Source organism: Nocardioides sp. HDW12B, assembly GCF_011299595.1.
Classification (GTDB): domain Bacteria; phylum Actinomycetota; class Actinomycetes; order Propionibacteriales; family Nocardioidaceae; genus Marmoricola_A.
The window spans coordinates 4,018,571-4,045,177 of record NZ_CP049867.1 but is presented as its reverse complement, the minus strand read 5'-3'; the positions used below and the strand labels follow the sequence as shown (position 1 = coordinate 4,045,177).

General features: G+C 73.1%; 25 protein-coding genes. 9 read left to right on the top strand and 16 right to left on the bottom strand.

Annotated features, from left to right (window positions below; genetic code table 11):
- Positions 1-16: 16 nt before the first annotated feature.
- The 6 genes from G7072_RS18955 to G7072_RS18930 all read right to left on the bottom strand — a co-directional run bounded on the left by G7072_RS18955 (position 17) and on the right by G7072_RS18930 (position 7,059).
- Positions 17-1,660 carry a histidine kinase gene (locus G7072_RS18955; protein ID WP_166089157.1) on the bottom strand — a complete coding sequence of 548 codons (1,644 nt, stop codon included), beginning with the start codon at positions 1,658-1,660 and terminating at the stop codon, positions 17-19.
- A gap of 101 nt (positions 1,661-1,761) precedes the next feature.
- On the bottom strand, positions 1,762-2,661 hold the full coding sequence (gene menB, locus G7072_RS18950) for a 1,4-dihydroxy-2-naphthoyl-CoA synthase (RefSeq protein WP_166089155.1): 900 nt from the start codon (positions 2,659-2,661) through the stop codon (positions 1,762-1,764).
- A complete protein-coding gene (locus G7072_RS18945) occupies positions 2,642-3,985 on the bottom strand; it encodes a threonine/serine exporter family protein (RefSeq protein ID WP_166089153.1) in 1,344 nt (447 codons plus the stop codon). The genes menB and G7072_RS18945 overlap by 20 nt, the downstream gene beginning before the upstream one ends.
- A gap of 217 nt (positions 3,986-4,202) precedes the next feature.
- The gene (locus G7072_RS18940) at positions 4,203-4,658 is read right to left on the bottom strand and encodes a hypothetical protein (RefSeq protein ID WP_166089151.1); all 456 of its coding nucleotides are present in this window, start codon (positions 4,656-4,658) and stop codon (positions 4,203-4,205) included.
- Positions 4,659-4,668: 10 nt separating this feature from the next.
- Positions 4,669-5,895, bottom strand: a complete 1,227-nt coding sequence (locus G7072_RS18935) for an acyl-CoA desaturase (protein WP_166089149.1) — start codon at positions 5,893-5,895, stop codon at positions 4,669-4,671.
- Positions 5,896-5,982: 87 nt separating this feature from the next.
- Positions 5,983-7,059: a ferredoxin reductase gene (locus tag G7072_RS18930; protein WP_206063214.1), complete on the bottom strand. Its 1,077-nt coding sequence runs from the start codon at positions 7,057-7,059 to the stop codon at positions 5,983-5,985.
- 346 nt (positions 7,060-7,405) lie between these two features.
- Between G7072_RS18930 and G7072_RS18925 the strand changes: the two genes are divergently transcribed.
- Positions 7,406-7,789 carry a hypothetical protein gene (locus tag G7072_RS18925; protein WP_166089147.1) on the top strand — a complete coding sequence of 128 codons (384 nt, stop codon included), beginning with the start codon at positions 7,406-7,408 and terminating at the stop codon, positions 7,787-7,789.
- Between the two features lie 54 nt (positions 7,790-7,843).
- Entirely contained in the window at positions 7,844-9,259 is a 1,416-nt protein-coding gene (locus tag G7072_RS18920; RefSeq protein ID WP_166089145.1) for a signal peptidase I, read from the top strand.
- On the opposite strand, the gene G7072_RS18915 is transcribed toward G7072_RS18920, so the two are convergent.
- Positions 9,247-10,473 carry an AGE family epimerase/isomerase gene (locus G7072_RS18915; RefSeq protein WP_166089143.1) on the bottom strand — a complete coding sequence of 409 codons (1,227 nt, stop codon included), beginning with the start codon at positions 10,471-10,473 and terminating at the stop codon, positions 9,247-9,249. The genes G7072_RS18920 and G7072_RS18915 overlap by 13 nt on opposite strands.
- 105 nt (positions 10,474-10,578) lie before the next feature.
- On the opposite strand from G7072_RS18915, the gene G7072_RS18910 reads away from it, so the two are divergent.
- Positions 10,579-11,427, top strand: a complete 849-nt coding sequence (locus tag G7072_RS18910; protein WP_166089141.1) for an aldo/keto reductase — start codon at positions 10,579-10,581, stop codon at positions 11,425-11,427.
- Positions 11,428-11,571: 144 nt separating this feature from the next.
- On the opposite strand, the gene G7072_RS18905 is transcribed toward G7072_RS18910, so the two are convergent.
- The 5 genes from G7072_RS18905 to G7072_RS18885 form a co-directional block, all read right to left on the bottom strand.
- Positions 11,572-12,699, bottom strand: coding sequence for a glycerophosphodiester phosphodiesterase (locus G7072_RS18905; protein ID WP_166089139.1), 1,128 nt, complete (start codon positions 12,697-12,699; stop codon positions 11,572-11,574).
- A 182-nt stretch (positions 12,700-12,881) separates the two neighbouring features.
- Positions 12,882-13,274, bottom strand: coding sequence for a hypothetical protein (locus G7072_RS18900; protein WP_206063213.1), 393 nt, complete (start codon positions 13,272-13,274; stop codon positions 12,882-12,884).
- Positions 13,250-14,005 (bottom strand): polyphosphate--glucose phosphotransferase, encoded by a 756-nt coding sequence (gene ppgK / locus G7072_RS18895; RefSeq protein ID WP_166089137.1) that lies wholly within the window; start codon positions 14,003-14,005, stop codon positions 13,250-13,252. Before ppgK ends, G7072_RS18900 begins: the two co-directional genes overlap by 25 nt.
- Positions 14,006-14,031: 26 nt before the next feature.
- A complete protein-coding gene (locus tag G7072_RS18890) occupies positions 14,032-14,925 on the bottom strand; it encodes an FHA domain-containing protein (protein ID WP_166089135.1) in 894 nt (297 codons plus the stop codon).
- Positions 14,922-15,161, bottom strand: coding sequence for a hypothetical protein (locus G7072_RS18885; RefSeq protein ID WP_166089133.1), 240 nt, complete (start codon positions 15,159-15,161; stop codon positions 14,922-14,924). Before G7072_RS18885 ends, G7072_RS18890 begins: the two co-directional genes overlap by 4 nt.
- Positions 15,162-15,218: 57 nt before the next feature.
- Between G7072_RS18885 and G7072_RS18880 the strand changes: the two genes are divergently transcribed.
- The 4 genes from G7072_RS18880 (at position 15,219) to G7072_RS18865 (ending at position 18,717) form a co-directional block, all read left to right on the top strand.
- Positions 15,219-16,103 carry a DICT sensory domain-containing protein gene (locus G7072_RS18880; RefSeq protein WP_166089129.1) on the top strand — a complete coding sequence of 295 codons (885 nt, stop codon included), beginning with the start codon at positions 15,219-15,221 and terminating at the stop codon, positions 16,101-16,103.
- Positions 16,100-17,083 carry an NAD(P)H-binding protein gene (locus G7072_RS18875; RefSeq protein ID WP_166089127.1) on the top strand — a complete coding sequence of 328 codons (984 nt, stop codon included), beginning with the start codon at positions 16,100-16,102 and terminating at the stop codon, positions 17,081-17,083. Before G7072_RS18880 ends, G7072_RS18875 begins: the two co-directional genes overlap by 4 nt.
- A 93-nt stretch (positions 17,084-17,176) precedes the next feature.
- Entirely contained in the window at positions 17,177-17,959 is a 783-nt protein-coding gene (locus G7072_RS18870) for an isocitrate lyase/phosphoenolpyruvate mutase family protein (RefSeq protein WP_166089125.1), read from the top strand.
- Positions 17,960-18,054: 95 nt separating this feature from the next.
- Positions 18,055-18,717 carry an SDR family oxidoreductase gene (locus G7072_RS18865; protein ID WP_166089123.1) on the top strand — a complete coding sequence of 221 codons (663 nt, stop codon included), beginning with the start codon at positions 18,055-18,057 and terminating at the stop codon, positions 18,715-18,717.
- A 278-nt stretch (positions 18,718-18,995) separates the two neighbouring features.
- On the opposite strand, the gene G7072_RS18860 is transcribed toward G7072_RS18865, so the two are convergent.
- The 3 genes from G7072_RS18860 to G7072_RS18850 are packed head-to-tail and all read right to left on the bottom strand — an operon-like array spanning position 18,996 to position 22,041.
- Entirely contained in the window at positions 18,996-19,601 is a 606-nt protein-coding gene (locus tag G7072_RS18860; protein ID WP_166089121.1) for a lactate utilization protein C, read from the bottom strand.
- Positions 19,598-21,238 carry a lactate utilization protein B gene (locus tag G7072_RS18855; RefSeq protein ID WP_240917055.1) on the bottom strand — a complete coding sequence of 547 codons (1,641 nt, stop codon included), beginning with the start codon at positions 21,236-21,238 and terminating at the stop codon, positions 19,598-19,600. Before G7072_RS18855 ends, G7072_RS18860 begins: the two co-directional genes overlap by 4 nt.
- Positions 21,235-22,041: a (Fe-S)-binding protein gene (locus tag G7072_RS18850; protein WP_166089119.1), complete on the bottom strand. Its 807-nt coding sequence runs from the start codon at positions 22,039-22,041 to the stop codon at positions 21,235-21,237. The genes G7072_RS18855 and G7072_RS18850 overlap by 4 nt, the downstream gene beginning before the upstream one ends.
- A 245-nt stretch (positions 22,042-22,286) precedes the next feature.
- Between G7072_RS18850 and G7072_RS18845 the strand changes: the two genes are divergently transcribed.
- The gene (locus G7072_RS18845; protein ID WP_166089117.1) at positions 22,287-24,296 is read left to right on the top strand and encodes an ATP-binding protein; all 2,010 of its coding nucleotides are present in this window, start codon (positions 22,287-22,289) and stop codon (positions 24,294-24,296) included.
- A 177-nt stretch (positions 24,297-24,473) separates the two neighbouring features.
- Positions 24,474-26,192 carry a SpoIIE family protein phosphatase gene (locus tag G7072_RS18840; protein ID WP_166089115.1) on the top strand — a complete coding sequence of 573 codons (1,719 nt, stop codon included), beginning with the start codon at positions 24,474-24,476 and terminating at the stop codon, positions 26,190-26,192.
- Positions 26,193-26,232: 40 nt separating this feature from the next.
- On the opposite strand, the gene G7072_RS18835 is transcribed toward G7072_RS18840, so the two are convergent.
- Positions 26,233-26,520, bottom strand: coding sequence for a hypothetical protein (locus G7072_RS18835; protein WP_206063212.1), 288 nt, complete (start codon positions 26,518-26,520; stop codon positions 26,233-26,235).
- Positions 26,521-26,607: the final 87 nt, after the last annotated feature.

Below are 26,607 nucleotides of genomic sequence, written 5' to 3'. Positions count from 1 at the left end.
GTGCTCGCGGCGGCGCTCAGGGTCCGTCGGAGCCGACCGCGACGTCGTTGCCGTAGAACTCCCCGGCCGTGCCGTCGCGGGAGACCCGCCAGGTGAAGACCGTGCCGCCCGTGGGGTTCGGCTCCCAGGTGGCGCTGCCGCCGAGCCCGCGGGCGCGGTTCATGAGGTTGCTGATGCCGCTGCTGCGCGGGAGCGGGTCGGGCAGGCCGACCCCGTCGTCGGTGATGCGCACGACGAACTCCTGCGGCGTGCCCTCGAGCGACACCTGCGCGGCACTCGCCCGGGCGTGCCGCGCCACGTTGGACAGACCCTCCTGGATCGCGGAGGCGAGGTCGGCAGCGAGGTCCGAGCGCACGCCCCCCAGCTCGCCGGCCACGCTGATGCGCGGCATGAAGCCGAGGATGCGCGAGGAGCGGGTGGCGATGTCGTGCACGACCTGCTCGAGGTCCTGGTGGTCGTCGATGCTGGTGAGCTGGAAGATCGAGTTGCGCAGCTCGCGGATGGCGAGGTCGAGCTCGCCGGCGATGACGTCGAGCTGCCCCGGCAGCCGGGAGGCGTCCGCCCCCTCCGCGACCTTGGCCACGGTGCGCGAGAGGGCGCCGATCTGCAGTCCGGCGGCGAAGATGCGCTGGATGACCCGGTCGTGGAGGTCCCGCGCGATCCGGTCGCGCTCCTCGAGCAGCGCCAGCTTGGTGCGCTGCCGGTTGACCTCGTGCGACCGCAGCCGGACGCGGTCCTCGAGCTCGGCGTTGACGCGCTGGTTCTCGCGCAGGAGGGCGGCACGCTCCTCCTCGACGGCGCGGAACTGCAGGCCGACCCAGGCGGAGAGGACCAGCGCGAGACCGAGGCCGGTGGTGACGACCAGCGCCGTGGCCGCCCCGGGGTCGAGCCAGCCGCTCCGGAGACCGGCGAGCATCGCCGCCCCGATCAGCGGGACGACGACGAGCGCGATGATCGGCACCGAGCGCTGGAGCCGCGCTCCGCTGTCCCGGCCGTACGTCGACCACTGGGCGAGGCTGCCCGGGATGGCGTAGAGCAGCGACTGGGCCAGGGCGACGACCAGGACCGTCGCCACCACGGTCATCATCGCCGGGGCGTCCGACCCCTCGACCGGCTCCGCGCCGAAGGCGTAGGCCGCGGCGCTGGCCAGGCCGATGGTGAGGGCGAGGAACGCCGCCACCTGGGCCGGGACCGTCCACCTCCGCGTGAGGGCGAGCCCGCCGAGGGCCAGCAGCCCGAAGGACACGACGACCACGAGCGAGGTCTGTTCGTCGACCGTCGCCCGGTCGCCGGCCTCGACCGCGAGGAGGTCGCCGAGCACGGCGTGGCCGGCGACGCGCTCCCCCAGCGCGACCAGCACGAGCACCCCCGTGAGCGCGAACGCGGCAGCCGGCCAGGGACGGTCCGCGCCGTCCCCACCCCGCCACAGGAGCAGACCGGCGGAGGTGGTGAGCCCGAGCAGGGCGGTCAGCGCGGTCGTGGGGGCCCAGGAGGGTCCGAGGTCGACGAGGACGGTCGAGCCCACGGCCAGCTCGAAGAGGGCCAGGAACGACACGGCGGCGCCCACGGAGGCGAGGACGGTGGCCGGGAGGCGTGAGCGTTCGGCCCAGCGCACCTCCTCAGCGACCCGGTCCGGGCCGTCGTGGGTCGTGGTCGGCATCAATCCTCCGCAAGCACGGCGCGTCCGCCCGGGTCGGGTGACCCGGACGTCAGCATGTCAGACCCAGCGGACCGTCGCGCCGAATCGACGGATGCGCCGCCTCAGGCGCGCCGCGGGAAACGCTCGAACTCCGGACGGCGGCGGGACTTGAACGCCTCGCGCCCCTCCTGCGCCTCCTCGGAGCCGTAGAACAGCAGGTTGGCGTCGTGCGCCAGCTGCTGGATGCCGGCGTAGCCGTCCTCGTGGGCGTGGAAGCTGGCCTTGAGCAGCCGCAGCGCGAACGGCGACTGCCGCAGCATCTCGCGGCACCAGCGCACCGTCTCGACCTCGAGGTCGGCCAGCGGCACGACGGTGTTGACCAGCCCCATGGCCTGCGCCTCGCCGGCGTCGTACTGCCGGCAGAGGAACCAGATCTCCTTGGCCTTCTTCGGACCGACGAGGTCGGCGAGGATGCTGGCGCCGAAGCCGCCGTCGAAGGAGCCGACCTTGGGGCCCACCTGGCCGAACCGGGCGTTGTCGGCGGCGATCGTCAGGTCGCAGACGAGGTGCAGCACGTGCCCGCCGCCGATGGCCCAGCCGGCGACCATGGCCACGATCGGCTTGGGGCAGCGGCGCATCTGGACGTGCAGGTCGGTGACGTGGAAGCGGCCCGTGGCCCCGTCGTGGGTCTGGTAGCCGCTGTCGCCGCGCACCCGCTGGTCCCCGCCCGAGCAGAACGCCTTGTCACCGGCCCCGGTGAGCACGATGACCCCGACCGACTCGTCCTCGCGGGCCGCGGTGAGGGCGTGCGAGACCTCGATGAGGGTCTGCGGCCGGAACGCGTTGTGCACCTCGGGGCGGGCGATCGTGATCTTCGCGATGCCGTCGGGCGTCGTCTCGTAGCGGATGTCCTCGTAGTCGCCCTGCGCGTGCCACTCCACGGGGGCGTCGAGGTCGAGCGGGGCGGGACGGGCGGGCGCGGTGGTCGCGCCGGCCTGGTCGTCAGGAGGAGTGGTGGTCATGCCTCACATTGTGGCCGACCCGCCGTGAGGCCGCGGGACGGACCCGGAGGGGACCGACCAGACGGGGCCCGGAGAGCCGCGACTCGAGGCGCCGACCGCCGCGGCGCAGCGGCTGCGCGAGGTACTGGCCCAGGATCACGCCCGAGGCCAGGGCCAGCGCGGTGGCGACGGCGGTGACGATCTGCAGCGTGCCGCCGCGGCCGTCGGCGAGGTTGAACAGGCCGGCGTAGATGGACAGGCCGGGCAGCAGCGGGACCACCGCGGACACGACGACGACGAGCGGCGGCACCCGGATCCGCCCGGCTGCGGAGTAGGACACGGCACCGATCAGCACCGCGGCGGTGGCGGCGGCCCACGTCGCGCCGAACTCGGCGGCGCTCATGAGGGCCGCGACCGTCTGGCCGAGGGCGCCGACGAGGGCGATGGGCAGGAGCGCGCGCAGGGGCGAGTACGCCGCGAAGGCGAACGCCGCGGCCGAGACCGCCGCCCCGAGGACGACGACGGGGAGGTCGGAGAGGTCGGGGCCTGCCGGACGCAGCGAGCCGAGGTCCACGCCGAGGACCGATCCCACCGTCAGCCCGCCGCTGACCCCGGCGATGATGCCGACGGTCGCGAGCGTGGCCTCCAGGATGCGGGCGTTGGCCGTCACCGGGAAGCCGGTGAGCGCGTCCTGGGCGGCGCCGACCAGGCCCAGCCCCGAGAGCAGCATGATGATGCCGGTGGTGATGACCTCCGCCGGCGTCACCGGCAGACCGACGGCGACCGCCACCACCGCCAGCAGGCTGGCCAGCAGGCCTCCGGCGACCTGCTGGTAGAACGACGGCAGCTCCTGCGCCGACATCGCGCGCTGGATGCGGTCGATGCCCATGGCGGCGACGAACGCGAGCACGCCGACGAGCGGGCCGCCCCCGAGGAGGGCCGCGGTGCCGGCGCCCATGACGCCCCAGCCGAGCGTGACGGCCCAGGCGGGACGACGGTGACCGTGCGCGTTCAGCCGCGCCAGCCGCGCGCGGGCGTCGTCGCGGTCGATCTGGCCGGCCAGCAGCGCCCGCACGATGTGGTCGACGAGCGTGAGGTCCTCGTAGTCGATCTCGCGGTGCCGCACACTGCGCTTCTGGACCAGACCGGGGTCGTCGTGGTGGGGCTGGTGGTTGAGCGTGAGCTCGGTGAACGTCACGTCCACGCTCACGCCGTGAAGACCGCAGGCGCGTGTCACCGCCAGCATCGTGGCGGTCACGTCGGCGGCTCCGGCGCCGTTGGCGAGCAGCAGCTCGCCCACCCGGAGCGCCACGTCGAGGGTCTTGAAGGCGTCGCGGTCAACCATGGCTCTCCCGAGTGTCCTCGGGGGCCAGACCGCACTTCAAATCGGCCCGATGAGTCGTTGGTCACCCCGCGCACGCAGCACGAGGAGGTGCCGCAGGACCGGGGGTCATGCGGCACCCGCCCCCGTCCACCCCGGACGTCGGGGCTCGACGAGGGACCGGGTCCGAGCAGGCGTCCGGGGAGGTCCGGACCTCGTCGAGAGTCAGGTGTCGGTCGGCTCAGCCCACCGGGTGGTGGCTGATGACCGAGTTGGGGCAGAAGACCGGGCGCCGGTCCTCCTGCTCCTTGGCCGGGCGGAGGTACTCGAAGCCCGAGGTCAGCACGATCTGCCACTCCTCCGCCGCGTCACCGAGCAGGGAGGCGCCGGCAGCGACGTACTCCTCGAGCAGGCGCGAGGCGCACTCCAGGTGGCCGGGCGGGAAGTGGAAGGCGTTGCGCCCCACCTCCCGACCGGTCCCCAGGAAGGCGATGGGACGCCCCAGCCCGGCTCCGCAGACTCCGCACACCCGGCTGAGGGCGCACTGGGTCACCCGACGCTTGTCGAGGGCCGCCCCCGAGGGAGCGCTCCCGTGCGGGGCGCCGAAGGCGTCGGCGGTGCCGCAGGCGAACGGCACGGTCAGACCCGTGGTGGGGTCCTTCGGCAGCTCGTCGTAGGCGCGGGGTGCGGGGTCCACGGTGCTCCTCTCAGGCCTGGGCGTCGGCCGAGCCGCGCGACCAGGCGCCCAGCTCGGTACGCCGCGGCTGACGCTCGGCGTCGGACTTGCGACGACGGTCGTAGGTGTAGGTCTCGCCCACGGCCCCGGCGCGCGCCGGCATCTCCGGGTCGTCGCTGGCCGTCATCTTGTTGGGCAGCGACAGCTTCATGATCGTGCGCAGCGTCTGACCGTACTGCGAGTGCAGCGGGCCCGTGGTGTAGGGCAGGTCGTACTTCTGGCACAGCGCCTGGATCTTCTTCGAGATCTCCATGTAGCGGTTGCTGGGGAGGTCGGGGAAGAGGTGGTGCTCGATCTGGTAGCCGAGGTTGCCCGACATGATGTGCAGCAGCGGTCCGCCGGTGAAGTTGGCCGAGCCGAGCAGCTGGCGCAGGTACCACTCCGCGCGGGTCTCGTCCTCGATCTCGTCCTCGGTGAAGTGCACCGCGCCGTCGGGGAAGTGGCCGCAGAAGATGATCATGTAGGACCACAGGTTGCGCATCAGGTTGGCCGTCATGTTGGCGCTGAGCGTGGTCTGCCAGTTCGGGCCGCTCAGGGCCGGGTAGACGACGTAGTCCTTGGCGACCTGGCGGCGGACCTTCTTCGCGATCTGCTTGAGCTGCCGCTTCATCTCCTTCGGATCCTTCTCCATCTTGCGGATCCGCTCGACGTCGAGGTCGTGCAGCGCGACGCCCCACTGGAACAGCGAGGCGAGCATGGCGTTGTAGACCGGCTGACCGAGGTTGACCGGGTGCCACTTCTGCTCGCGCGCCATGCGCAGCACGCCGTAGCCGATGTCGTTGTCGTAGCCGAGGACGTTGGTGAACTGGTGGTGCACGTAGTTGTGGCTGTGCTTCCACTGCTCGGCCGGCTGCGCGGTGTCCCACTCCCAGTTGCTGGAGTGGATCTCCGGGTCGTTCATCCAGTCCCACTGGCCGTGCATGACGTTGTGGCCGATCTCCATGTTCTCGAGGATCTTGGCGATCCCGAGCATGGAGGCGCCAGCGATCCACGCCGGCTTCTTGTTCGAGAACAACAACGTGACGCGGCCGGCGGCGGCCAGGCCGCGCTGGACCTTGATCATGCGGTTGATGTACGCCGCGTCGGCGTCACCGCGCGACTCCTCGATGTCGGCCCGGATCTGGTCGAGCTCGCGACCGATCTGCTCGACCTCGTCCTCGGTGAGGTGGGTGTATTCCTTGACGTCCGAGATGGCCATGGCGCTCCTGGGGTGTGGTGTCGAGATCGTGCCGGTCGGTCGTGCGGGTCGTGCGGGGCCGGACGGGTGTCCGTGGTGGTCGGGTCGTCAGATGTCGAGCGTGACGTCGCCCATCGCGGCGGTGACGCAGGTCTGGATCTGCTCGTTGGGCTGGGTGAACTCCTCGCCGTTGCGCAGGTCCTTCACCGCTCCCTTGACCATGGTGAGCGTGCACGTGTGGCAGATGCCCATGCGGCAGCCGTAGGGCATGCCGATCCCGGCCTCCTCACCGGCCTCGAGCAGCGTCGTGGCGCCGTCCACCTCGTTGGTCTTGCTGGAGTTCTGGAACGTGATCGTCCCGCCCTCCGCGTCGCTGTCGCCCAGCGCGAGCGAGAAGCGCTCGAGGTGCAGCTCGTCCTCGAGGTCGTGCTCCTTCCAGTGCTCGGAGATGGCGTCGAGCATCGGCGCGGGCCCGCACGCCCAGGTGCCGCGCTCCTTCCAGTCCGGCACCAGCTCGTCGAGCTGCTTCATCTCGAGCATGCCGTCGGTGTCGGTGTGGAGCTGGTGCAGCGTGAACTTGGGGTGCTTCTCGGCGAGCTTCTCCAGCTCCTCGCGGAAGATCATCCGCTCCGGCGTCGTGGAGGAGTAGTGCATGACGACGTCGGGCATCGTCCCGCGCCGGTCGAGCGTGCGGATCATCGACATCACCGGGGTGACGCCGCTGCCGCCGACCAGGAAGAGCACCTTCTCCGGGGGCGGGTCCGGCATGACGAAGTCGCCCTCCGGAAGCGCGAGGCGCACGATCGTCCCGGGCTCGAGACCGTTGACGAGGTGCGAGGAGAGCAGGCCCTCGGGCATGGCGCGCACGGTGATCGCGATGGTGCGACCCGACCGCTTCGGGGGCGAGCTCACCGAGTAGGAGCGCCACTGGAACTTGCCGTCGACCTGGATGCCGATGCCGACGTACTGCCCGGGCTTGTGGTCGTAGCGCCACCCCCAGCCCGGACGGATCACCAGCGTCGCCGCGTCGTCGGTCTCGCGCAGCACCTTCTCCACACGGCCGCGCAGCTCGCGCGAGGTCCACAGCGGGTTGACCAGCACCAGGTAGTCGTCAGGGTGCAGCGGCGTCGTCAGACGCGAGCCGATCCCTCGGACGCGGTCCCAGCTGAGCGTGCTCGCGGCCAACCTGATCTCCTCTTCGTTACCGGGCAGTAGTGCCCGGGCTCAACTCAGTGAACAAGTGTTCCCTGAGTGCGTCAACCGGTTCCGGCGAATACGTGACGCCGGTCTCATCCAGCCATGTGACCAGCCGACCCCTGGGCTAAACCCAGGATCGCGGGTTACGGGACAAAAGTCCCGACATCCGGGCCGGACCGCCCCATATGCATATTCAGCAGGCATACCGGACACCCCTCCAGCGAATAGTCGTCAGTGGGTGGGGGCACACGGTCGACCGGCCGGATGCTTCCGAAATCGCACCACCGCATCCATTCACCAGTCGCACCGACTGCACACGTACAAGGGACCTGTCATGAACAAGAAGCTCGCTCTCGGCATCACCGCCGGCATCGCCGCCTTCGGCGCCGTCACCGCCTCCGCCAGCAGCCTGGGCGGGGTCGACACCACCGACCTCGGCACCAGCGCGAGCGTCGTCGCCTCCTGCGACACCGACGGGGTCGGCGTCGACTACACCACGGCCTACTCCGCCGGCTCCTACCGCGTGACCGCCGTGAAGCTGAGCGGCATCGCCGCCACCTGCGCCGGCCAGGACGTCACCGTCACCCTCTTCGACGGCAGCGACGTCTCGCTCGCCGAGAAGGCCGGCGCCAACTCCGGGGCCACCCAGACCCTGACGCTCACCGCGCCGGTCTCGGCCGAGGCCGTCGAGGGCGTCGCCGTCGTCATCGCCGGCTGACCCCCGGTCCCCCGGACCGCCCAGCAGCGCGCGACCCGACGTCGTACCCCCGTCATGCCCACGATCCCGGCACCGCGGCAGGCCCATCTCCCGGCCTGCCGTGGTGTCCGGCGTCATCCCCTCGGGCACGTCGCGCGGCTGCTGGGCTGGGGAGCGCTGGCCGCGCTGCTGTGGCTGACGCTCCCCCCGCAGTACGGCGGCCACGTCGGGACGACGGTCGTCTCCGGCCACTCGATGGAGCCGACCTACTGGACCGGCGACCTCGTCCTGACCTGGCGGGGCGCGAGCGTCGAGCCCGGTGACGTGGTGGTCTACCGCGTCCCCGAGGGCGAGCCCGGCGAGGGCCTGCACGTGGTCCACCGGGTCCAGGCCGTCGACCGCGACGGGCGCTTCACCATGCTCGGCGACAACAACGACGAGGCCGACCTCTGGACCCCCACCACCGACGACGTGGTGGGCGAGGTGTTCGCGGCCGTGCCGCAAGGCGGTCGGTGGATGACGATCCTCCTCTCGCCGCTGGCACTCGCGCTGCTCTGCGGGGTGCTGGTCACGCTCGCGGTGGTCACCGACGGCCGGCGCGACCCGACCGACCCCGACGACCCCGACGACCCCGACGGCCCCGACGGCCCCGACGACCCCGAGGAGCCGGACGTGCCGACCGAGCGGAAGGAGCCCGAGGACCGGGGCGACGTCGCCCGACCCCACGCACCGCGGGCCCGGCCCGCTGTCGTGGGGCTGCTGTGCGTCGGCCTGCTGGCCGTCGGCCTGGGCGTCGCCTCGGCCTCGACCCTCGGAAGCCTGCGCAGCACCGAGCTCCACGCGTCCCGCACCCTGACGCGGCCGGCCGCGCCGGTGACCGCCGAGGCCGACGTCGACGTCGTGGTCACCAGCTCGGACAGCGCCTCCTACTGCGCCCGCGTCACGGTCTCGACCGGCTCGACCGGCCCAGTGCGCTGGCGGGCGACCCTCACACCGGCGCGGATCAGCAGCAACCCCGCCTACCGCCTCGACGCCGCGCCCTCGACGGTGCAGGGCGCACGGACCAGCTCGTTCTCCGCGGCGTCCGGGACCTGGGCGGTCACCGGCGACGGCAGCAACGACGTCGTCAGCGCCGGCAGCCCCGTGCAGTGGACCTACTGCGCCCCGTGGTCCACCTCGGCCGCGCTCGTCGACGCCGCGGTGTCGGTCCGGGTGACCAGCGAGACCGGCAACGGCGCGAACCTGCGCTACTGCGCCGAGGTCACCGTGACGACCAGCGCCGCGGACTGGCAGCGGTGGCGCGCGACGGTCGGCAGCACCACGCCCGGCCTCACCGCGGCGAAGTACCGCCTCGGCTCGGCCCCCGCACTCACCAGGGCCGCGCAGGTCTCCTTCACCGGTGGCAACCGGTGGACGCTGACGACCCGGGGCGACGCCACCCAGCCCGTGGTCCGGGCCGGGTCGCCCGCGGTGTGGTCCTACTGCTCCTGACGCTGCCGACGGGCGCGGCGCACCCCGCCGACGTACGACGACACCGGCGGCAGCAGCGGCGTCAGCAACGCCTGGAAGGCGTGGTAGACGTCGGGCTTGCCGACCCAGACCTCCCGTGAGGGGTGGTTGCGCTCGTCGACCTCGTGCCACCAGGAGCCGCCGTCGTGGTCGGCGAAACGCGTCAGCGCGAGGTCCAGCCAGGCGTCGCGCCAGGCGGCGTACGCCGGGTCGCCGGTGGTCTGGTAGAGGACCGTCGCGGCGGCGACCGCCTCCGCCACCACCCAGTGCATGCGGTGCGTGACGACCGGGCGACCCTCGAAGTCGGTGGTGTAGCAGAACCCGGGGTGCTCGCCGCCGGTCCAGCCGTCGCCCACGGCCCGGTCGAAGAGGCCGCGGGCGTCCGGCGTCAGCCAGCCCGGGACCTCGTGGCCGGCCTCCTCGAGGGCCCGGCCCAGCAGCAGCGTCAGGCGCGACCACTCGAGCAGGTGCCCCACGGTGACGCCGTACGGGCGGAAGGGGTGGGCGGGGTCGTCGCGGTTGTAGTCGGGATCCGGCTCCCACGCGGCGGTGAAGTGCTCGGGCAGCCGGAAGCCGCGCGGCACGCCCAGGTCGTGGACGACGCGCGTCGTCACCCGCAGCGCACGCGTGAGCAGCAGGCCGTCGCCAGTGACGTCGTGGGCGGCGAGGAGCGCCTCGACCAGGTGCATGTTGGCGTTGACGCCGCGGTAGGGGTCGAGGGTGCGCCACTCCCGGTCCCACCCGTCGACGGCCATGCCGTGCTCGTCGTCCCAGAAGCGACGGTCCAGCACGTCGAGGGCGTCGCCCAGCAGACGCTCCGCGCCCGGCGTACCGGCGGCGGCGGCGCTCGCCGCGGCCAGCACCACGAAGGCGTGACCGTAGGCCTGCTTCTCGCTCCCCGCCGCACCGACGGGACCGTCGGCGTCGACCGCGGCGAACCAGCCACCGTGCTCCGCGTCGTGCAGGGGCCCGGCGAGCGCCTCCACCCCGTGCCGGGCCAACGGCGCGGAGGCGTCGTCGCCCCGGAGCGCCTGGAGCGCGAAGACGTGGGTCATGCGGCAGGTGATCCACAGCTCGACGGGCTTGTCGGTGAGGGCGCCCTGCTCGTCGAGCCACCCGAACCCCTCGGGGCGACGCGCAGCGCGGGCGAAGGCGACGAGGCGGTCGACCTCGGCCAGCAGGGTCGCGTCGTCCATCTCCCCAGCCAACCACGGTCCACGCGAGACGACCACGGGCGAGCAGGGACGGGCAGCGACGGGCAGGCCGGTCGGCACCAACCGGCGTCCTCCTAGGGTGGCGCCATGCAGACACGACGGATCGGAACCCGGCAGGTCAGCGCGATCGGGCTCGGCGCGATGCCGATGTCGGTGCGCGAGGAGAACGACGCCGAGCAGGCGCGTGCCACGATCGCGGAGGCGCTCGAGCGCGGCGTCACGCTCGTCGACACCGCCGACGCCTACAGCCGCGACGAGGCGGAGTTCGGCCACAACGAGGACCTGGTCGCGCGGGTGCTGCGCGACCTGGGGCGCGACGACGTCCTCGTGGCGACCAAGGGCGGCCACACCCGCTCCGGCACCGACTGGGAGCTCGACGGCTCGCGCGACCACCTCCACCGCGCGTGCCGCGCGTCGTTGCAGCGGCTGGGTGTCGAGCAGATCGACCTCTACCAGCACCACCGCCCGGACCCGGCGGTGCCGTACGCCGAGAGCATCGGTGCCCTCAAGGAGCTGCACGACGAGGGCCTGATCGCCGCCGCCGGGCTCTCCAACGCCGACCCGGACCAGATCCGCGAGGCCCACGGCATCCTCGGAGACGCGCTCGTCGCGGTGCAGAACCAGTTCTCCCCCGCCTTCCGCTCCTCCCAGCCCGAGATCGACCTGTGCGAGGAGCTCGGGCTGGCGTTCCTCGCCTGGAGCCCGCTGGGCGGCATGTCCGACGCCTCCTCGCTCGGCACGACGTGGAGCGCCTTCGCCGAGGTGGCCGACAAGCACCGGGTCAGCCCGCAGCAGGTGTGCCTGGCCTGGGAGCTGTCGCTGTCCCCGGCCGTGATCCCGATCCCGGGCGCGAGCCGTCCCGCGTCGGTCGCCGACTCGGCGGACGCCGTACACCTGGTGCTCGACGACGAGGACCTGGCCCGCCTCTCCGCCTGACCTTCCCCGGCCGCGCTCGTCCCGGCTGCGCCGGTTTTTCACGGTATGCAGCCGTTCTGGCACTCCCCATGGTGTCCGCACCATGGGGAGTGCCAGTTTTCCTGCATACCGTGGGAAACCGACAGCGTCCGGCCCGCGGCAGGGTCAGCGGGAGGCGGCGGTGACCCCGAGGTCCGGGTTGTCGGTGAAGAAGCCGTCGATGCCGGCGTCGAGGAAGGCGCGGATCTCGCCGACCAGGTCGCCGGGGGCGTTCGGGTCGGCCGAGGAGCGGAACTCGGTCGGCAGGAACTGGTTCTCCCGGCGGAACGTGAACGGGTGGACGACCATCCCGACCTTGTGGGCGTCACGCACGACGTTCGTCGGCGCGGCCAGCGTGCCGTCGGGGTTGCGCGGGATCACGCGGTCCTTGCACGGCCCGATGCCGTCGGCGTAGCGCGAGACGCCCCGCAGTCCATGCGCGGTCAGCAGGTCGGAGTAGGTCCGCGGGTCGCCCTGGGCGACGAGGTCGTACGGCGCGCCCTGGCAGTCGATGAGCTGCACGAGCCGGACCTTGGTGCGGGCGTCGAGCTCCTTGAGGTTGGAGGTCTCGAAGCTCTGCACGAAGACCGGCGAGGACTTCCTGGTGTAGCCGTACTCCCGTAGCGAGGCCAGCAGCGGAGCCTCCAGGTCGAGACCGACGGAGTCGAAGTAGGTGGGGTGCTTGGTCTCGGGGTAGACGCCGACCGGGTCGCCGTCGCAGGTGCGTGAGCTCCTCGCCAGCGCGAGGACCTGGTCGAGGGTGGGCACCTGGAAGAGACCGTCGTACGCCGTGTTCTGCGGCCGGGTCTGCGGGATCCGCTCCTTGGCGCGCAGCGTCTTCAGCTCGGCGAGGGTGAAGTCCTCGGTGAACCACCCGGTGAAGGCCCGCCCGTCGACCGTCTTGGTCGTGTAGCGGTCGGCGAACTCGGGGTGGTCGGCCACGTCGGTGGTGCCGCCGATCTCGTTCTCGTGCCTGGCCACGAGCACGCCGTCCTTGGTGGAGACCAGGTCGGGCTCGATGAAGTCGGCACACTGCTGGATCGCCAGCCGGTACGCCGCCAGCGTGTGCTCGGGGCGGTAGCCGCTGGCGCCGCGGTGACCGATGACGGTCGGCTCCGAGCGGGGGTCCAGCCGCTGCTCGCCGCGGGCCGGGGCGGCCTCGGCGGACCCGACGGGCCCGACGATCGGGGAGAGGAGGACGGCCGAGAGGGCCGCCACGCAGGAGCGGGTGAGGGTCTGGCGGGTCAGTCGCATGGGCACATCCAACGTCGGTGAGCCGCCCCCGCAGGCTGACGCTGGTCGACGATCCGGTGGCGGCCGGGTGAACAGTCGGTCCCGGCCACCTTGTCACGGGATGGGCGATTCGTCTCCCCCCGGGCGGGGGTGACCTCGCGCTCCGACCGGCGTCGCCGCCGGCGTGAGTCCGATGGCGCTCGTCAGGTGTCGAGGGAGCGCAGGTCGGCGAGCGCCTGCTCCCACCGGGCCTTCTTGTCGGGCCTGGACTGCTCCCACCACGGGTCCCCGCGCTCGCCGAGCCCGTGCTTGGCCAGGTCGACGCGGTGGCGGGCGGCGGCCAGGTCGGCGTCGCCCTCGACGTCGCCGGCCGCCTTGGCGGTGCGTACGCCGCTCCGGCCGCGGCCCAGGTGGGACAGCAGCTCGTCGCGCACGTCGTCGGGCAGGTCGGGGTCCTGGCGTCGCCAGCGGCGGCCGCCGATCACCATCCAGCGCTCGTCGTCGACCGCCTCGGCGCCGGACCCGCCGGACCCGCCGGACCCGCCGCTGCCGCGGTGATCGCCGGAGCCGCTCAGCGCTCCGTCTCCTCGGCCCACAGCGCCGCCCCGACGATGCCGGCGCGGTTGCGGAGCTGGGCGGCGACCATGGGCGTCTTGACGTCGATGAGCGGCAGGAACTGGTCCCCGTCCTTGCTCACCCCGCCACCGACGACGAACAGCTCGGGCGAGAAGAGCCGCTCGAGCGTGCGGTAGTAGACGGTGAGGCGCTCGGCCCACTCCGGGTAGGACAGGTCCTCGCGCGTGCGCACCGAGCTGGCCGCCCACTGCTCGACGTCGGGGTGCCCGTCGACCTCGAGGTGGCCGAGCTCGGAGTTGGGCACCAGCCGACCGTCCATGACCAGCGCCGAGCCGATCCCGGTGCCGAGCGTGGTGACGATGACGAGGCCCTGCTGGCCCGCGGCCGCGCCGTAGCGCACCTCGGCGAGCCCGGCGGCGTCGGCGTCGTTGACGACGTGGACCTCACGGTCGAGCGCGCGGGTGAACAGCCCGTCGGCGTCGAAGTCGATCCAGCTCTTGTCGATGTTGGCCGCGGAGAGCACGACACCGTTGCGCACGACCGCCGGCACCGTGACGCCGACCGCGTCGTCGCGATCCTGCTGCGGGAAGCGGGCGACGAGCTCGGCGAACACCTCGGCCACCGCCTCGGGGGTGGCCGGCTGGGGGGTCTTGATGCGCACGCGGTCGGCGGCGAAGTCGCCCTTCTCGAGGTCGACCGGCGCCCCCTTGATGCCGGATCCGCCGAAGTCGATGCCGAAGCTGTGGGTCATGGACCCATCTCAGCACAGTCCTGGTGTCAGCCCTGCTCGTCGTCGCGGGTCAGCTCGTCGTACGACGGCTGCGGCCGCTGCCGACCGAGCTCGCCGCCGAGGCGACCACCGAACGGGCGACCGTGGTCGGCGAACTCCTCGCGGTAGTAGACGAGGGTGTGCTCACCGAGGTCCAGGCGCGCTCCGGTCCGCAGGACCTGGCCAAGGGCCCCGGCCCCGTGGACGCGGGTGCGCCCCTCGGCCGAGGTCACGACGTACTCGTCGCCGTCGGCGTGGTCGATGACCGCGTGGCGCGGCTCGAGCCCCGGGAGCACGACGTCGCAGGCCGGGTCGGACCCGATGACGGTGGTCTCGCCCAGCCAGTACGTCGGCGGGCGCTCGTCGCCGAGGGTGTAGTCCCAGGCGAGCACCAGGCGCGGTCCGCCCGATCCCTCGACGGCGTGGGTCGTGCCGACCGCGCGGCGCGCGTTGAGCTGCACGGTGGGGAAGAGCGGACGGACGGTCCCCGGGGGGAGCATGCGTGAGGAGGGCAAGATCGACTCCATTCTCTTGGCGCGGGCCTTGGCGGAGGTGATGACGCCCCCGACGCTGCCCAGGCGGATGCGGCGGGAGCCGGTGACCCGCCGGTGCCACCACGGGGCGCGCGTGGCGCCGACCGTGATGAGGTGCTGGCCGCGGCTCTCGACCCGGACGCACACGCCGATCGAGGCAAGCCCCTCGGCGAGACCGACGAGGGACCGGGCGTCCTCGGCGCCGGCGAAGGCGCCGGGCTCGTCGACCTCCATCGTCAGGAGGCTGCCGCTGCCGTGCACGTGCGCGCTGACGGGTGCCGCGCCCGGCCGCTCGATCTCGATGCGGAGGTCGGCGGCCGCGACGATGCTGGGCGTGCCCGCGGGCGTGGTGAGGCCGGTCCGGCTCACCGGGCGGCCTCGGGGGTGCTGCGGTCGTTCGTCGTGATGGTCAGGGTGCCGTTCAGCTTCCAGGTAGCACGGGGGGCTCGCGGACCGGTGTCGCGCGGGACCTCCACGGCCATGTCCTCGAAGGTGTAGTGGATGGCGGCTTCCTGACCCGTGAGGAAGGTCCACATGCGCGCCCCCAGGTCGCTCCAGTCGACGACGTCGCTGTTGTCGGGGCGGGTGCTCGTGGTGTCGGTCATGATGCGCTCCTTCGATCCAACTTGTTCAACAGAGTGTTGAAGTACTACCCTCCAATCATGAACACACTCTCCAAGTCTGCGCAAGCGGACTCCCCACCTTCGTCGCTGAGCATCGGCCAGCTCGCGGAGGCGGCCGGCGTCGCGCCGGCCACCCTGCGCATGTGGGAGTCGCGCCACGGCTTCCCGGTGCCCCAGCGGCTGGAGAGTGGTCACCGTCGCTACGCCCCGGAGGACGTCGCGCGCGTCCGCCAGGTCCTGGCCCACCGCGACGCCGGCATCCGTCTGGACCGGGCGATCGACCTGGTCGGCGCCCCGGGTGACGCCACCACCGACTCCGGCTCCCGGTCGGTCTTCGCCGACCTGCGCCGACGCCACCCGCACCTGCTACCCCAGCGGTTGAGGAAGTCGACGCTGCTCGCGCTGTCGTGGGCCATCGAGGACGAGTTCTGCGCCCAGGCCGAGCGGCCGCGCATCTTCGGCTCGTTCCAGCGCACGACGTACTTCGAGCGGGCGGCCCAGCGCTGGGCCGAGCTCTCGCGGATCTCTCGCTCGACCTTCGTGTACGCCGACTTCGCCGAGACCGGCACCCAGGACCGGATCACGCGGGTCGGCCTGGACGAGACCGACCCGATGCGTCGCGAGTGGTCGGTGATCTGCGACGCCCCCGGGCTGTCGGCGGCCCTCACGGCCTGGGAGCTCCCCGGCCAGGAGAAGGTCCCCGACGCCCACCGGCGCTTCGAGAGCATCTGGACCGTCGACCCCCGCGCCGTGCGCGACGCGGCCCGCACCAGCGTGGAGGTCGCCCACGGACGCGGGGCACCGGAGGCCGCGCCCCTGCTCTACGAGATGGCCGACACCCCACCACTGGCGGTGGCCGACCTCGAGTCGGTCTCGACGATGTTCAACCGCATGGTGGGCTACGTCGACCGGTACGGCCGATGATCGTCCTGGTCGCCGGCACGACCGGCTACGTCGGCTCCCGGCTCGTCCCGCTGCTGCTCCGCGAGGGCCACGAGGTCCACGCCGGGACGCGCAGCCGCTCGGCGCTCGACGACTACTTCTGGGCCGACCGGGTGACCCCGGTCGACCTCGACGTCAACGACCCCGAGAGCTGCCGCGCAGCGGCGGAGGGCGTGGACGCCGTCGTCTACCTCGTCCACGGGCTGTCCGGCGACGACTTCCGGGAGAAGGACAAGAAGGCCGCGCAGAACGTCGCCGACGCCGTGACCGCCGCGGGGGTGGGCCGCGTGGTCTACCTCTCCGGCCTGGTCCCCGACGTGCCCGAGAGCGAGCTGTCCGAGCACATCGTCTCCCGTCTCGAGGTGGAGCGGGTCCTCACCGACACCGCGGCGACGACGATCACGCTGCGCGCCGCCGTGCTGGTCGGCGCCGCCTCCACGTCCTTCGAGGTCGTGCGGCAGATCAGCGACCGGCTGCCCGTGCAGCCGCTCCCACGCTGGATGGACTCCGAGGTCCAGCCGATCGCCGTCGTCGACGTGCTCGAGGCCCTCGTGGGTGCGCTGCGGGTGCCCGGTCCGTCGCGTCACTACGACGTCGGCGGCACCGAGCGGCTCAGCTACGGCGACCTCATCCGCACCTACGCCGACGTGGCCGGCACCCGCCGGTTGGCCGTCACGGTCCCCGGCCTGCCCACCAAGCTGGTCGGCAAGCTCGCGGGGCGTCTCACCGACGTCGACGGACCGACCGTGGAGTCGCTGGTGGAGAGCCTCCAGCACAGCATGGTCTGCGCCGAGGACGACTTCCGCTCGGACCTGCTGCCGGTCGGGCACGAGCTGGTGGGTCTCCGTGACGCGCTGGCCCGCGCCCTGCGCGACCCCGACCCGGCCACCCCGGGCGGTGAGCGCGACGCGATGGCGCCGATGCCGCACGACCCCGCGTGGGTCGGCAGCCCCGACTCCTGAACAGCCCCTCCTCCACCCGCGTGGGCCGTTTGAAGCCGTCGTACGGCGGCAGACTGCCCGTGGACCCGACCCGATCCCACCAGGAGGCTCCCGATGGCCGACGACACCACCCGCACCAACGCGACGACGCTGCTCCGGCTGCACCAGGACCCCACCCTGCTGACCGTGGTGAACGTCTGGGACGTCATCTCCGCCCGCAGCGTGGCCGCCGTCGAGGGCACCCGTGCGCTCGCCACCGCCAGCCACTCCATCGCTGCCTCGCTCGGCTACGAGGACGGTGAGAACATCCCCGTCGACGAGATGCTCGCCGCCGTGGAGCGCATCGTGCGGGCCACCGACCTCCCCGTCACCGCCGACCTCGAGGGCGGGTACGGCGATGCGGCCGGCACGGTGCGCCGCGCCATCGGTCTCGGCGTGGTGGGCGCCAACATCGAGGACCAGATGAAGCCGCTCGCCGAGGCCGCGGCCCAGGTCGAGGCGATCATGAAGGTCGCGTCCGAGGAGGGCGTCGACTTCGTCCTCAACGCCCGCACCGACGCCTTCGTGCACGGCAAGGACCGCGAGCCCGCCGACGTGCTCGCCGACGCCGTCGAGCGTGGCAAGGCCTTCCTCGACGCCGGCGCCCCGGTCGTCTTCGTGCCGGGCAAGCTCGACGAGGGCCAGATCGAGACCCTGGTCGAGGCCTTCGGCCCGCAGCGGCTCACCACCATCGGCATCCCCGGGACCCCGGCCCTGTCGTGGCAGGAGGCCCACGGCGTGGCCCGCGTCTCCTACGGCCCGCTCTCGCAGAACGTCGCCCTCACCGCGCTGCAGGAGCTGGTGGAGGACGTCCACCGCGACGGCGGGGTGCCCTCGAGCGTCCGCATCCTCAACTGACGCAGCCCGTCATCCCGCAGCCCGTCGTGCCGTGGCCTCCCGGGCGCCGGGCCGGGGCCGGTGTCGTGGGAGCGCGCACCGGGTAGGGCTCGACCATGAGCACAGTAGCCATCGTCGGCGGACACGGACAGATCGCACGCCTCCTGCACGGGGAGCTGACCGAGCGTGGTCACACCCCGGTGGCGCTGGTGCGCAAGGAGGAGCAGGCGGACACCCTGCAGGCCGAGGGCGTCGAGGCCCGGCTGCTCGACATCGAGGCCGCGGACGAGGGGCAGTTCGCCACCGCGTTCAGCGGCTGCGACGTCGTCGTGTTCGCGGCGGGCGGCGGTGCCGACGGCAACAAGTTCCGCAAGCTCTCGGTGGACCTCGGTGGGTCCCTGAAGTCGATCGCCGGCGCCCGCCGGGCCGGTGTCACCCGCTTCGTGCAGATCTCCGCGATCGACGTCGACAACGAGCTCCCGGAGGACACCGACGAGGTGTGGCGGGCCTACGTCGAGGCGAAGCGGGACGCCGACAAGGCGCTGCGCGGCAGCGACCTGGACTGGACCGTGATCCGCCCGGGCCGTCTGACCGACGACCCCGCGACGGGGCGGGTGGCGCTCGGCGACGACGTCGAGCGTGCCGAGGTCACCCGGGCCGACGTGGCCGCGGTCGTGGCCGCCGTCATCGACGACCCCTCGAGCATCGGACGTCAGTGGAACCTGGTCGGGGGCGACACCCCCGTCGCGGACGCCGTCTCCGCCGCCGGTCGCGCCTGACCCCGCCCGGTCCGGACCGGGCCGGCGCCCGACGCCGACCGCGGGTGTGAACTCCTGGACCTGGGGGTATGTGACGTCCAGCACACACAGGTACGACCTCTGGGAGGGTCCATGCTGGTCCGCGAGATGACACTGCTCCTGCGAGACCTGGTGCGCGGTGTCGCGCACCTCACGGTCCAGCGCAGCTGACCACCCCCTGACCGGGTCGGCCGCCGCCTGGGGACCTCGGTCCCCGCTGGGAGAGGCGGCGGCCGCCCCGTCCCTCCTGCGCTGCGGCCCTACGCATCCGTGACGAGCAGGACCTCGAGGCGGCGCGGACCGTGCACACCCTCGACCCGGCTCAGCTCGATGTCGCTGGTCGCCGAGGGGCCGCTGATCCACGTCAGCGGCCGGGCCGGGTCCAGGGCGGCGACCGCCTCGGGGACCGTCGCCACCACCTGCGAGGCCCGCACGACGCAGACGTGGTGGTCGGGCACCAGGGTCAGGGCGCGACGCCCCTGGTCGGGTCGGTGGTCGAGCACGATGGTGCCGGTCACCGCGATGCCCACCGCCGCTGCGGTCACCACGACGTCGATGCCGTCGAGCTCCGCGGCGGACTGGCCGTCGTCGGCGACCGCGCCGGGCACCTGCCAGTCCAGGCCGGGGGGCACGACCGCCTGCGCCTGCCCCACCGCCTCGGCGACGGCCTGCTCGAGCTCGGCCACGGTGCACCGCCGCACGGTCGCCCGGTAGTCCTCGACCCGCTCGACGAACAGGTCGACCATCGCGTCGCCGGAGACGGGGGCGACCGCGTCCCGGTAGGCGCGCGGGACGTCGACCTCGCCCTCGGGCCGGGTGGTCAGCGCCGAGCGCACGCGGCCGAGGATCTCGTCGCGCGCGCTCACAGCGCTCCTCCGCCGACGCCACGGTCCAGCGGACCGGCGGCCGGCCGGCCCGACGGGTCGGCCGACTGGTCGGGGCTGCGGTCACCGGTCGTCGTCGGGGTGCCCGGGTTCGGGCGGGGGGTGCCGGGACCACCCTCGGGGTCGCGGGCCCCGGAGGTCTCGGACGTGCCGCCCGCGGTGCGTCGCCACCACGCCCGGAAGGACTCCGACGGCGGGGTGGGCATGTCCCGCGCCCCGCTCCACGCCGCCCCCGGTCCCGGCAGCCGACCGAGTGCGGAGCGGCCGCCCGGCAGCGACCGCCGGCCGAAGCGGCGTACGACGTCGCCGAGGAGCCCCGAGGCGCGGGTGGCGGCCCGCAACCGGGCGCCGCTCCCGAAGGTCCAGGCCGCGCCCTTCATCGCCACGGACTGTGCAGAGGGCACCCCGCCCCGGTGGGCGTCGACGACCTGGGCGCGCAGGTCGACGAGCACGGTCGGGATGTCGATGCGCACCGGGCAGGCCTCGAAGCAGGCCCCGCACAGCGTCGAGGCGTAGGGCAGGCTGTCAACCTGGTCCCCCGAGCCCGGGCCCCGGAGCAGCGGGTTGAGGATGGCGCCGATGGGACCGGGGTAGACCGAGCCGTAGGCGTGGCCGCCGGTGCGCTCGTAGACCGGGCACACGTTCAGGCACGCCGAGCACCGGATGCAGCGCAGTGCCTGACGCCCGACCTCGTCGGCCAGCGCGCGGGTGCGGCCGTTGTCGAGCAGCACCACGTGCACCTCCTGCGGGCCGTCGCCGGGCGTGACGCCCGACCACGTCGAGGTGTAGGGGTTCATGCGCTCGCCGGTGGACGAGCGCGGCAGCGTCTGCAGGAACACCTCGAGGTCGGTCCAGGTCGGCAGCACCTTCTCGATGCCGACCACCGACACCAGGACCTCGGGCAGGGTCAGGCACATCCGGCCGTTGCCCTCCGACTCCACCACGACGAGCGTGCCGGTGTCGGCGACGGCGAAGTTGGCGCCGCTGATGCCGACCTTGGCCCGCAGGAACTTCTCCCGCAGGTGCTGGCGCGCCGCTGCGGCGAGCTCCGGCGGGTCGTCGGTCAGGTCGGCGGGTGCCGCCTTGCCCGCCCCGGCCATCCGCGTCAGGAAGATTTCGCGGATCTCGGCCCGGTTGCGGTGGATCGCGGGCACCAGGATGTGGGAGGGCAGGTCGTCGCCCAGCTGCACGATCAGCTCGGCCAGGTCGGTCTCCCAGGCGGCGATGCCGTGCTCGGCCAGGCGCTCGTTGAGCTCGATCTCGGCGGTGGCCATCGACTTGACCTTGACGACCTCGTCGACCTCGTGGTCGCGGGCGACCTGGGCCACGATCGCGCAGGCCTCCGCCGCGTCCCGGGCCCAGTGCACGATCGCGCCGTTGGCCGTCAGCCTCTCCTCGAGGCGCAGCAGGTGCTGGTCGAGGTCGAGCAGCGCCTGGTCCTTGATCGCGGCCCCGGCCAGGCGCAGGTCCTCCCACTCCTCCACCTCCGAGACCACGCTGAGGCGCTTGGCCCGGATGGTCGAGGTCGCGTGGGCGAGGTTGCGACGCAGCTGGGTGTCGGCCAGCGCGGCCCGGGCCGCGGTGGGGAAGACCGGCATGCCGACGAAGGTCGCGGTCACGACCGACCCCCGATCCCGGCGCCGGCGGGCGTCTCAGCAGCTCCCGGTGGCACGGGGGGCACGGATGGCGCGGCCCCCTCGGTCGCGGCGAGCACCTCCGCGAGGTGCATCACCCGCACGCCGGACTGCTGGCGCGAGAGCAACCCGCCGACGTGCATGAGGCAGGAGCTGTCGCCCGCGACGAGCACCTCGGCGCCCGTCTCGCGCACGTGGCGGGCCTTGTCCGAGCCCATCGCCACCGACACGTCGGCGTTCTTGACCGCGAAGGTGCCGCCGAAGCCGCAGCACTCCTCGGCCATCGGCAGCTCGACGAGCTCCAGGCCTCGTACGGCGCGCAGCAGGCGGGTCGGGCGGTCCCCCACGCCGAGGAGCCGCAGCGAGTGGCAGGTCGGGTGGTAGGTCACCCGGTGCGGGAACGACGCCCCGACGTCCTCGACCCCCAGCACGTCGACGAGGAACTCGGTCAGCTCGTGGACCCGGGGGGCGGTCTGCTCGACCCGGCGGGCCAGCGCCGGGTCGCCGGAGCGGCGGGCGACGATCGAGTGCTGGTGGCGCACCGAGCCGGCGCAGGACCCCGACGGCGTGACGACGGCGTCGTACCCCGCGAAGGCGTCCACGAAGGTCCGCACCACCGGCACCGCCTCGTCGAGGTAGCCGGTGTTGACCATCGGCTGGGCGCAGCAGGTCTGCGCCTCCGGGAACTCGACGTCGACCCCGAGCCGGCGCAGCAGCGTGACCACGGCCTTCCCGGCGTCGGGGAACATCGCGTCGTTGACGCACGTGACCATCAGGGCGACCTTCATCGCCCCATCCTCACCCACCGTCACGCGCGCGGGAAGGTGCCGCACCCGGCGGTCCCCGCCGGGCACGCACATCCGCACCGGCGCGCACGGCGGATTCCTTCAGTTCGCGCGGCCCGGTCCTGACCACCCGGACCGTCGCACGCCGATTCCGGCACGGAAAGGGACCTATGTCCCCGATTCCGCGGCGAAGAACCCCCGACTTGTCGATGCTGGACCCGGACGGGCACGGAAAGCACGGAGGCACGATGGGTTCACGACGGGGTGTCGGCACGGTGGTGTCGTCGATGGTCTTCGCGGCGGTGTACGCCGCCGCGATGGAGCTCGGCCTCTCGTTGCCGATCGACGGGGCGTCGCTCGCCGTCATCTGGCCCGCCTGCGGTGTCGCTGCGGTGTGGCTGCTGTGCCGGCAGGAACGCTTCCCCGTCCTCGACCTGGCCCTGCTGGCCGTCGTCACCTTCGTCGTCAACGACGCCGTCGGGGTGGGCGTTCCCATGTCGGTCACCTTCACCGTGGTCAACCTCGTCCAGGCCCTTCTGGTCGTGCACCTGCTGCGACGCCTCGCGCCCGACCTGTGGGGCTGCGGCGGGCAGGGCACCTTCGACCGGCTGCACACCCTCTTCGTCGGCGTCGCGGCGAGCGCGGTCAGCTCGGCCGTGGCCGCGTGCATCGCAGCGGCCGGCTTCACGGCGTTCGTCGCCCCGCCCACGTGGCTGAACATGACGGTGCACTGGGGACGCAACAGCTTCGGCATGCTGATCGTGCTGACCACCGCGCACCTCGTCGCGCACGCCCTGCGTGGGGACGGTCGCCGTACGCTGCCGGCCGCGTTCCGCGCCCGTGCCGGCGAGCTCGGAGGGCTCGTGGTCGTCTCCGTTGCGGTCTACGTCGGCGTGTTCGGCCAGCTCGACCTCCCCCTGGCGTTCCTGCCCCTGATGGTCACGCTCTGGGCGGGCCTGCGGTTCAGCTCGTCCGTCGTCGCGCTGCACGGGCTGACCGCGTCGGTGGTGGCGCTGGCCGCCACCCTGGCCGGGACCGGACCGTTGGCAGGCGTCAGCGACGACGCTGCGCGCGCCCTGCTGGTGCAGCTGCTGATGTCGATCTTCGTCGTCAGCGGCCTCAGCCTCGCCGCGAGCCGGCACGAGGCCGGGCTGCTGCTCGAGCAGGCCCGCACCGGGCAGCGCGCGGCCACCGAGCAGGCCGCCGTGCTGTCGACGGTGATCGACGCCATGAGCCAGGGACTCGTGGTGCTCGACCGCCGCGGCCGGGTCGTGCGCGCCAACCACGTCGGCCGCGGGGTCATCGCCGCTCCGTCGTTCGTGCTCGCCGGGTCCGAGCCGTACGGCGAGGAGTTCACCTGGGAGCAGGTGGCCGAGATCATCGTGTGCGAGCGCACCCCCTGCGCCTTCGACCTCCGCGTCGACGGCGGGGCCGGCGCCCGCACCGTCGTCCACGTGCGCAGCACCCCCCTGCCGGTGTCCTCCGACGACCCGGAGGCCGGCGAGGAGGCGACGGTGGTGGTGCTCGACGACGTCACCGCCGACCGCGCCGCCCGCGAGGAGCTGCAGACGTTCGCCTCCTCGGTGGCCCACGACCTCCGCACCCCGTTGACGGCCGTCAAGGGGTGGGCGGTCCAGCTGCGCAGCCTCGGCGAGGACGGTCCCGTCGAGAGGGACACCGCGACCGCGATGCTCGACCGCGTGGTCGACAACGCCGACCGCATGAACGACCTCATCGCCGACCTCCTCGACCACGCCACCACGCAGGGCGGGGAGCTCCAGACCCGGCTCGCCTCGGTGTCGCGGCTCGCCAACCGGGTCGCCGAGCAGGTCGGCGTCCGCGGCGTCACGACGGTGGAGCGGACCCCGCTCGTGCTGTGCGACAAGGCCCTCGTGGCCCAGCTGCTCACGAACCTGCTGCAGAACGCCGTGAAGTACGTCGACGACGGCGTCACCGCCCGCGTGCACCTCGCCGCCCGCACCGAGGGCGACCACGTGCGCTTCTGCCTCACCGACAACGGCGCCGGCATCCACCCCGCCGAGCGCGAGCGGGTCTTCGAGCGCTTCTACCGCGGCTCCACCTCGCAGCCGGGCACCGGTCTGGGGCTCTTCATCTGCCGCACCATCGTCGAACGCCACGGCGGCACCATCCACGTCGAGGAGGGCCCGGGAGGGGTCGGCAGCTCGTTCGTCTTCACGCTGCCGGCGGCCGTGGCCCGCACCGCCGACGCGACCCGCTCGGCCGGCATCTCCGCCTGAGCCCCACCTGACCCCCGCCTGACCTCCGCCTGACTCCCGCCTGACGCCCGCCTGACGCCCGCCTGATGCCGCCTGATGCCGCCAGGGGCAACGACGGATTCCGGCGCGGCCACCGCTCGGGGCGACGGATCCCGACGATCGCGCCGACGGCGACCGGCGGGTTGGCATGATGGGTACATGACCCCCGACGCGGGCAGCGCGACCCTGCCCTCCACCGCCTACGGGGAGTTCTTCCACGCGGCGCCCGTGGCCATGATCGTGCTGCGCGCCGCCGACCTGGTCATGCTGGAGGCGAACCAGCCCTACCTCGACGCGGTCGGCAAGACCCTCGACGAGCTGGCCGACCGCTACGTCTTCGACGTGTTCCCCAACAGCCCCACCAACGCCGGCTCCGACCAGGAGAGCGACCTCCGGTCGCTGATGACCGCGGCGGTCGCGACGCAGCGGCCGGTGACCGTGCGCGGCTTCCGCTACGACATCCCGCGCGGCGACGGCTTCGACGTCCGCTGGTGGAACGTCGTGGAGACCCCCGTCCTCGAGGACGGCGAGGTGGTCTACCTCCTGCACTACACCGAGGACGTCACCGACCTGCACCGGGCGCGCACCCAGCTCACCGAGGCCCAGGCGGCCCAGGAGATCTCGGCCGCGCAGGTGACCCGCCTCGCCGAGGTGGCGCTGTCGCTCACCGAGGCGGAGACCGTGGAGGACCTCGAGCGGATCGTGGTCACCGGCGGCCTGACCGTGCTCGGCGCCGACGGCGGTGCGGTGGTCACGCCGACCCCGAGCGGGGAGTGGCGCGTCACCCTGAGCGAGTCGCTGGGGCCCGACGTGCGCTCGACGTACGCGACCCTGCCCTACGACAGCCCCCTGGCCGGCCAGGTGTCCGCCCGGACCGGCGCGCTGGTGCTGCTGCGCGACCGCGCCGACTGCGCGGCCTTCGCCCCCGAGATGGCCGCGGTGAGCGACGAGACCGGTCGCTCGGCCTGGGCCTGCCTGCCGCTGTCGGTGCAGGACCGCACCATCGGCTCGATCGCCGTGGGCTGGGTCGAGCCGCAGGTCTTCACCCAGCAGAGCGTCGAGCTGATGGAGGGGTTCGCGGCGCAGTGCGCCACGGCCCTGGACCGGCTGGAGAAGGCGGAGGAGCTGCGGCGCAGCTCGCGCCGCTTCCAGGACCTCGCCGAGTCGCTGCAGAGCGCGATGCTGACCGAGCCCGCGGCGGGCGGGGGCATGGAGGTCACGGTGCGCTACCGCAGCGCCGACGACGTCGCCCAGGTCGGCGGCGACTGGTACGACGCCTTCACCCAGCCCGACGGGGCCACGATGCTGGCCATCGGCGACGTCTCGGGCCACGACGAGGTGGCGGCGGCGAAGATGGGCCAGATCCGCGGCCTCCTCCGCGCGCTGGCGTACGACGCCGAGGACCGCCCGCACGGCGACTCGCCGGCCACCGTCCTCACCCGTCTGGAGTACGTCGCCCAGGGGCTGGCGGTCTCCGAGCTCAGCACGGCGATCCTCGCGCGCATCGAGGAGGCGACCGAGGCTCCCGGACGCGTGCTGCGCTGGAGCAACGCCGGCAACGCCCCGCCCGTGGTGCTGCAGCCCGACGGCAGCACGCTGCTGCTCGACGACAAGTCCGACCTGCTGCTCGGGGTCGACCCGACCTTCCCGCGCCAGGACCACGAGATGGTGCTGGACCCCGGGGCGACGCTGCTGCTCTACACCGACGGGCTCATCGAGCGCCGCGGCACCTCGATCGACGTGGGCATCGCCGACCTGCGCAGCGCGCTGGGCGCGCTGGCCGGCGTGCCGCTGGGCCACCTGTGCGACAACGTGCTGGAGATGCTGGCCCCGCACACCGGCGAGGACGACATCGCCCTCATCGCCGTCCGGGTCTGAGCACCTGGGCCTCGCCGCCGGTGGCGAGGACCGGGCCCGGTCACCGGCGCGTGAGGTCGCGGCCGGTGTCGGTGCTGTCGGCGCGGTCGGCGCGGTCGGCGCGGTCGGCGCGGTCCGCGCGAGCGGCCCGCAGCGCCTGCGTGCCCCACCGCGCGAGCACCACGGCGATGACGAGGTTCACCACGATGAGCACGGTGTGGGCGACGTAGTAGCCCACCGGCCGGTCCTCCTCGGTGGTGGCCAGCGCCCGGGTGAACTGGGCGTAGGTCACGACGTTCCACGCCGCGATCGCGAGCAGGGCCCAGGCATGGCGGCGTTCGAGCTTCACGCCCCCACTGTAGGCAGGTGGGCACCGGCGCCCACCGTGTGCTGGCGCACGTTTCCTGGCGCGAGCGGCCGGGCCGTTCCTAGGGTG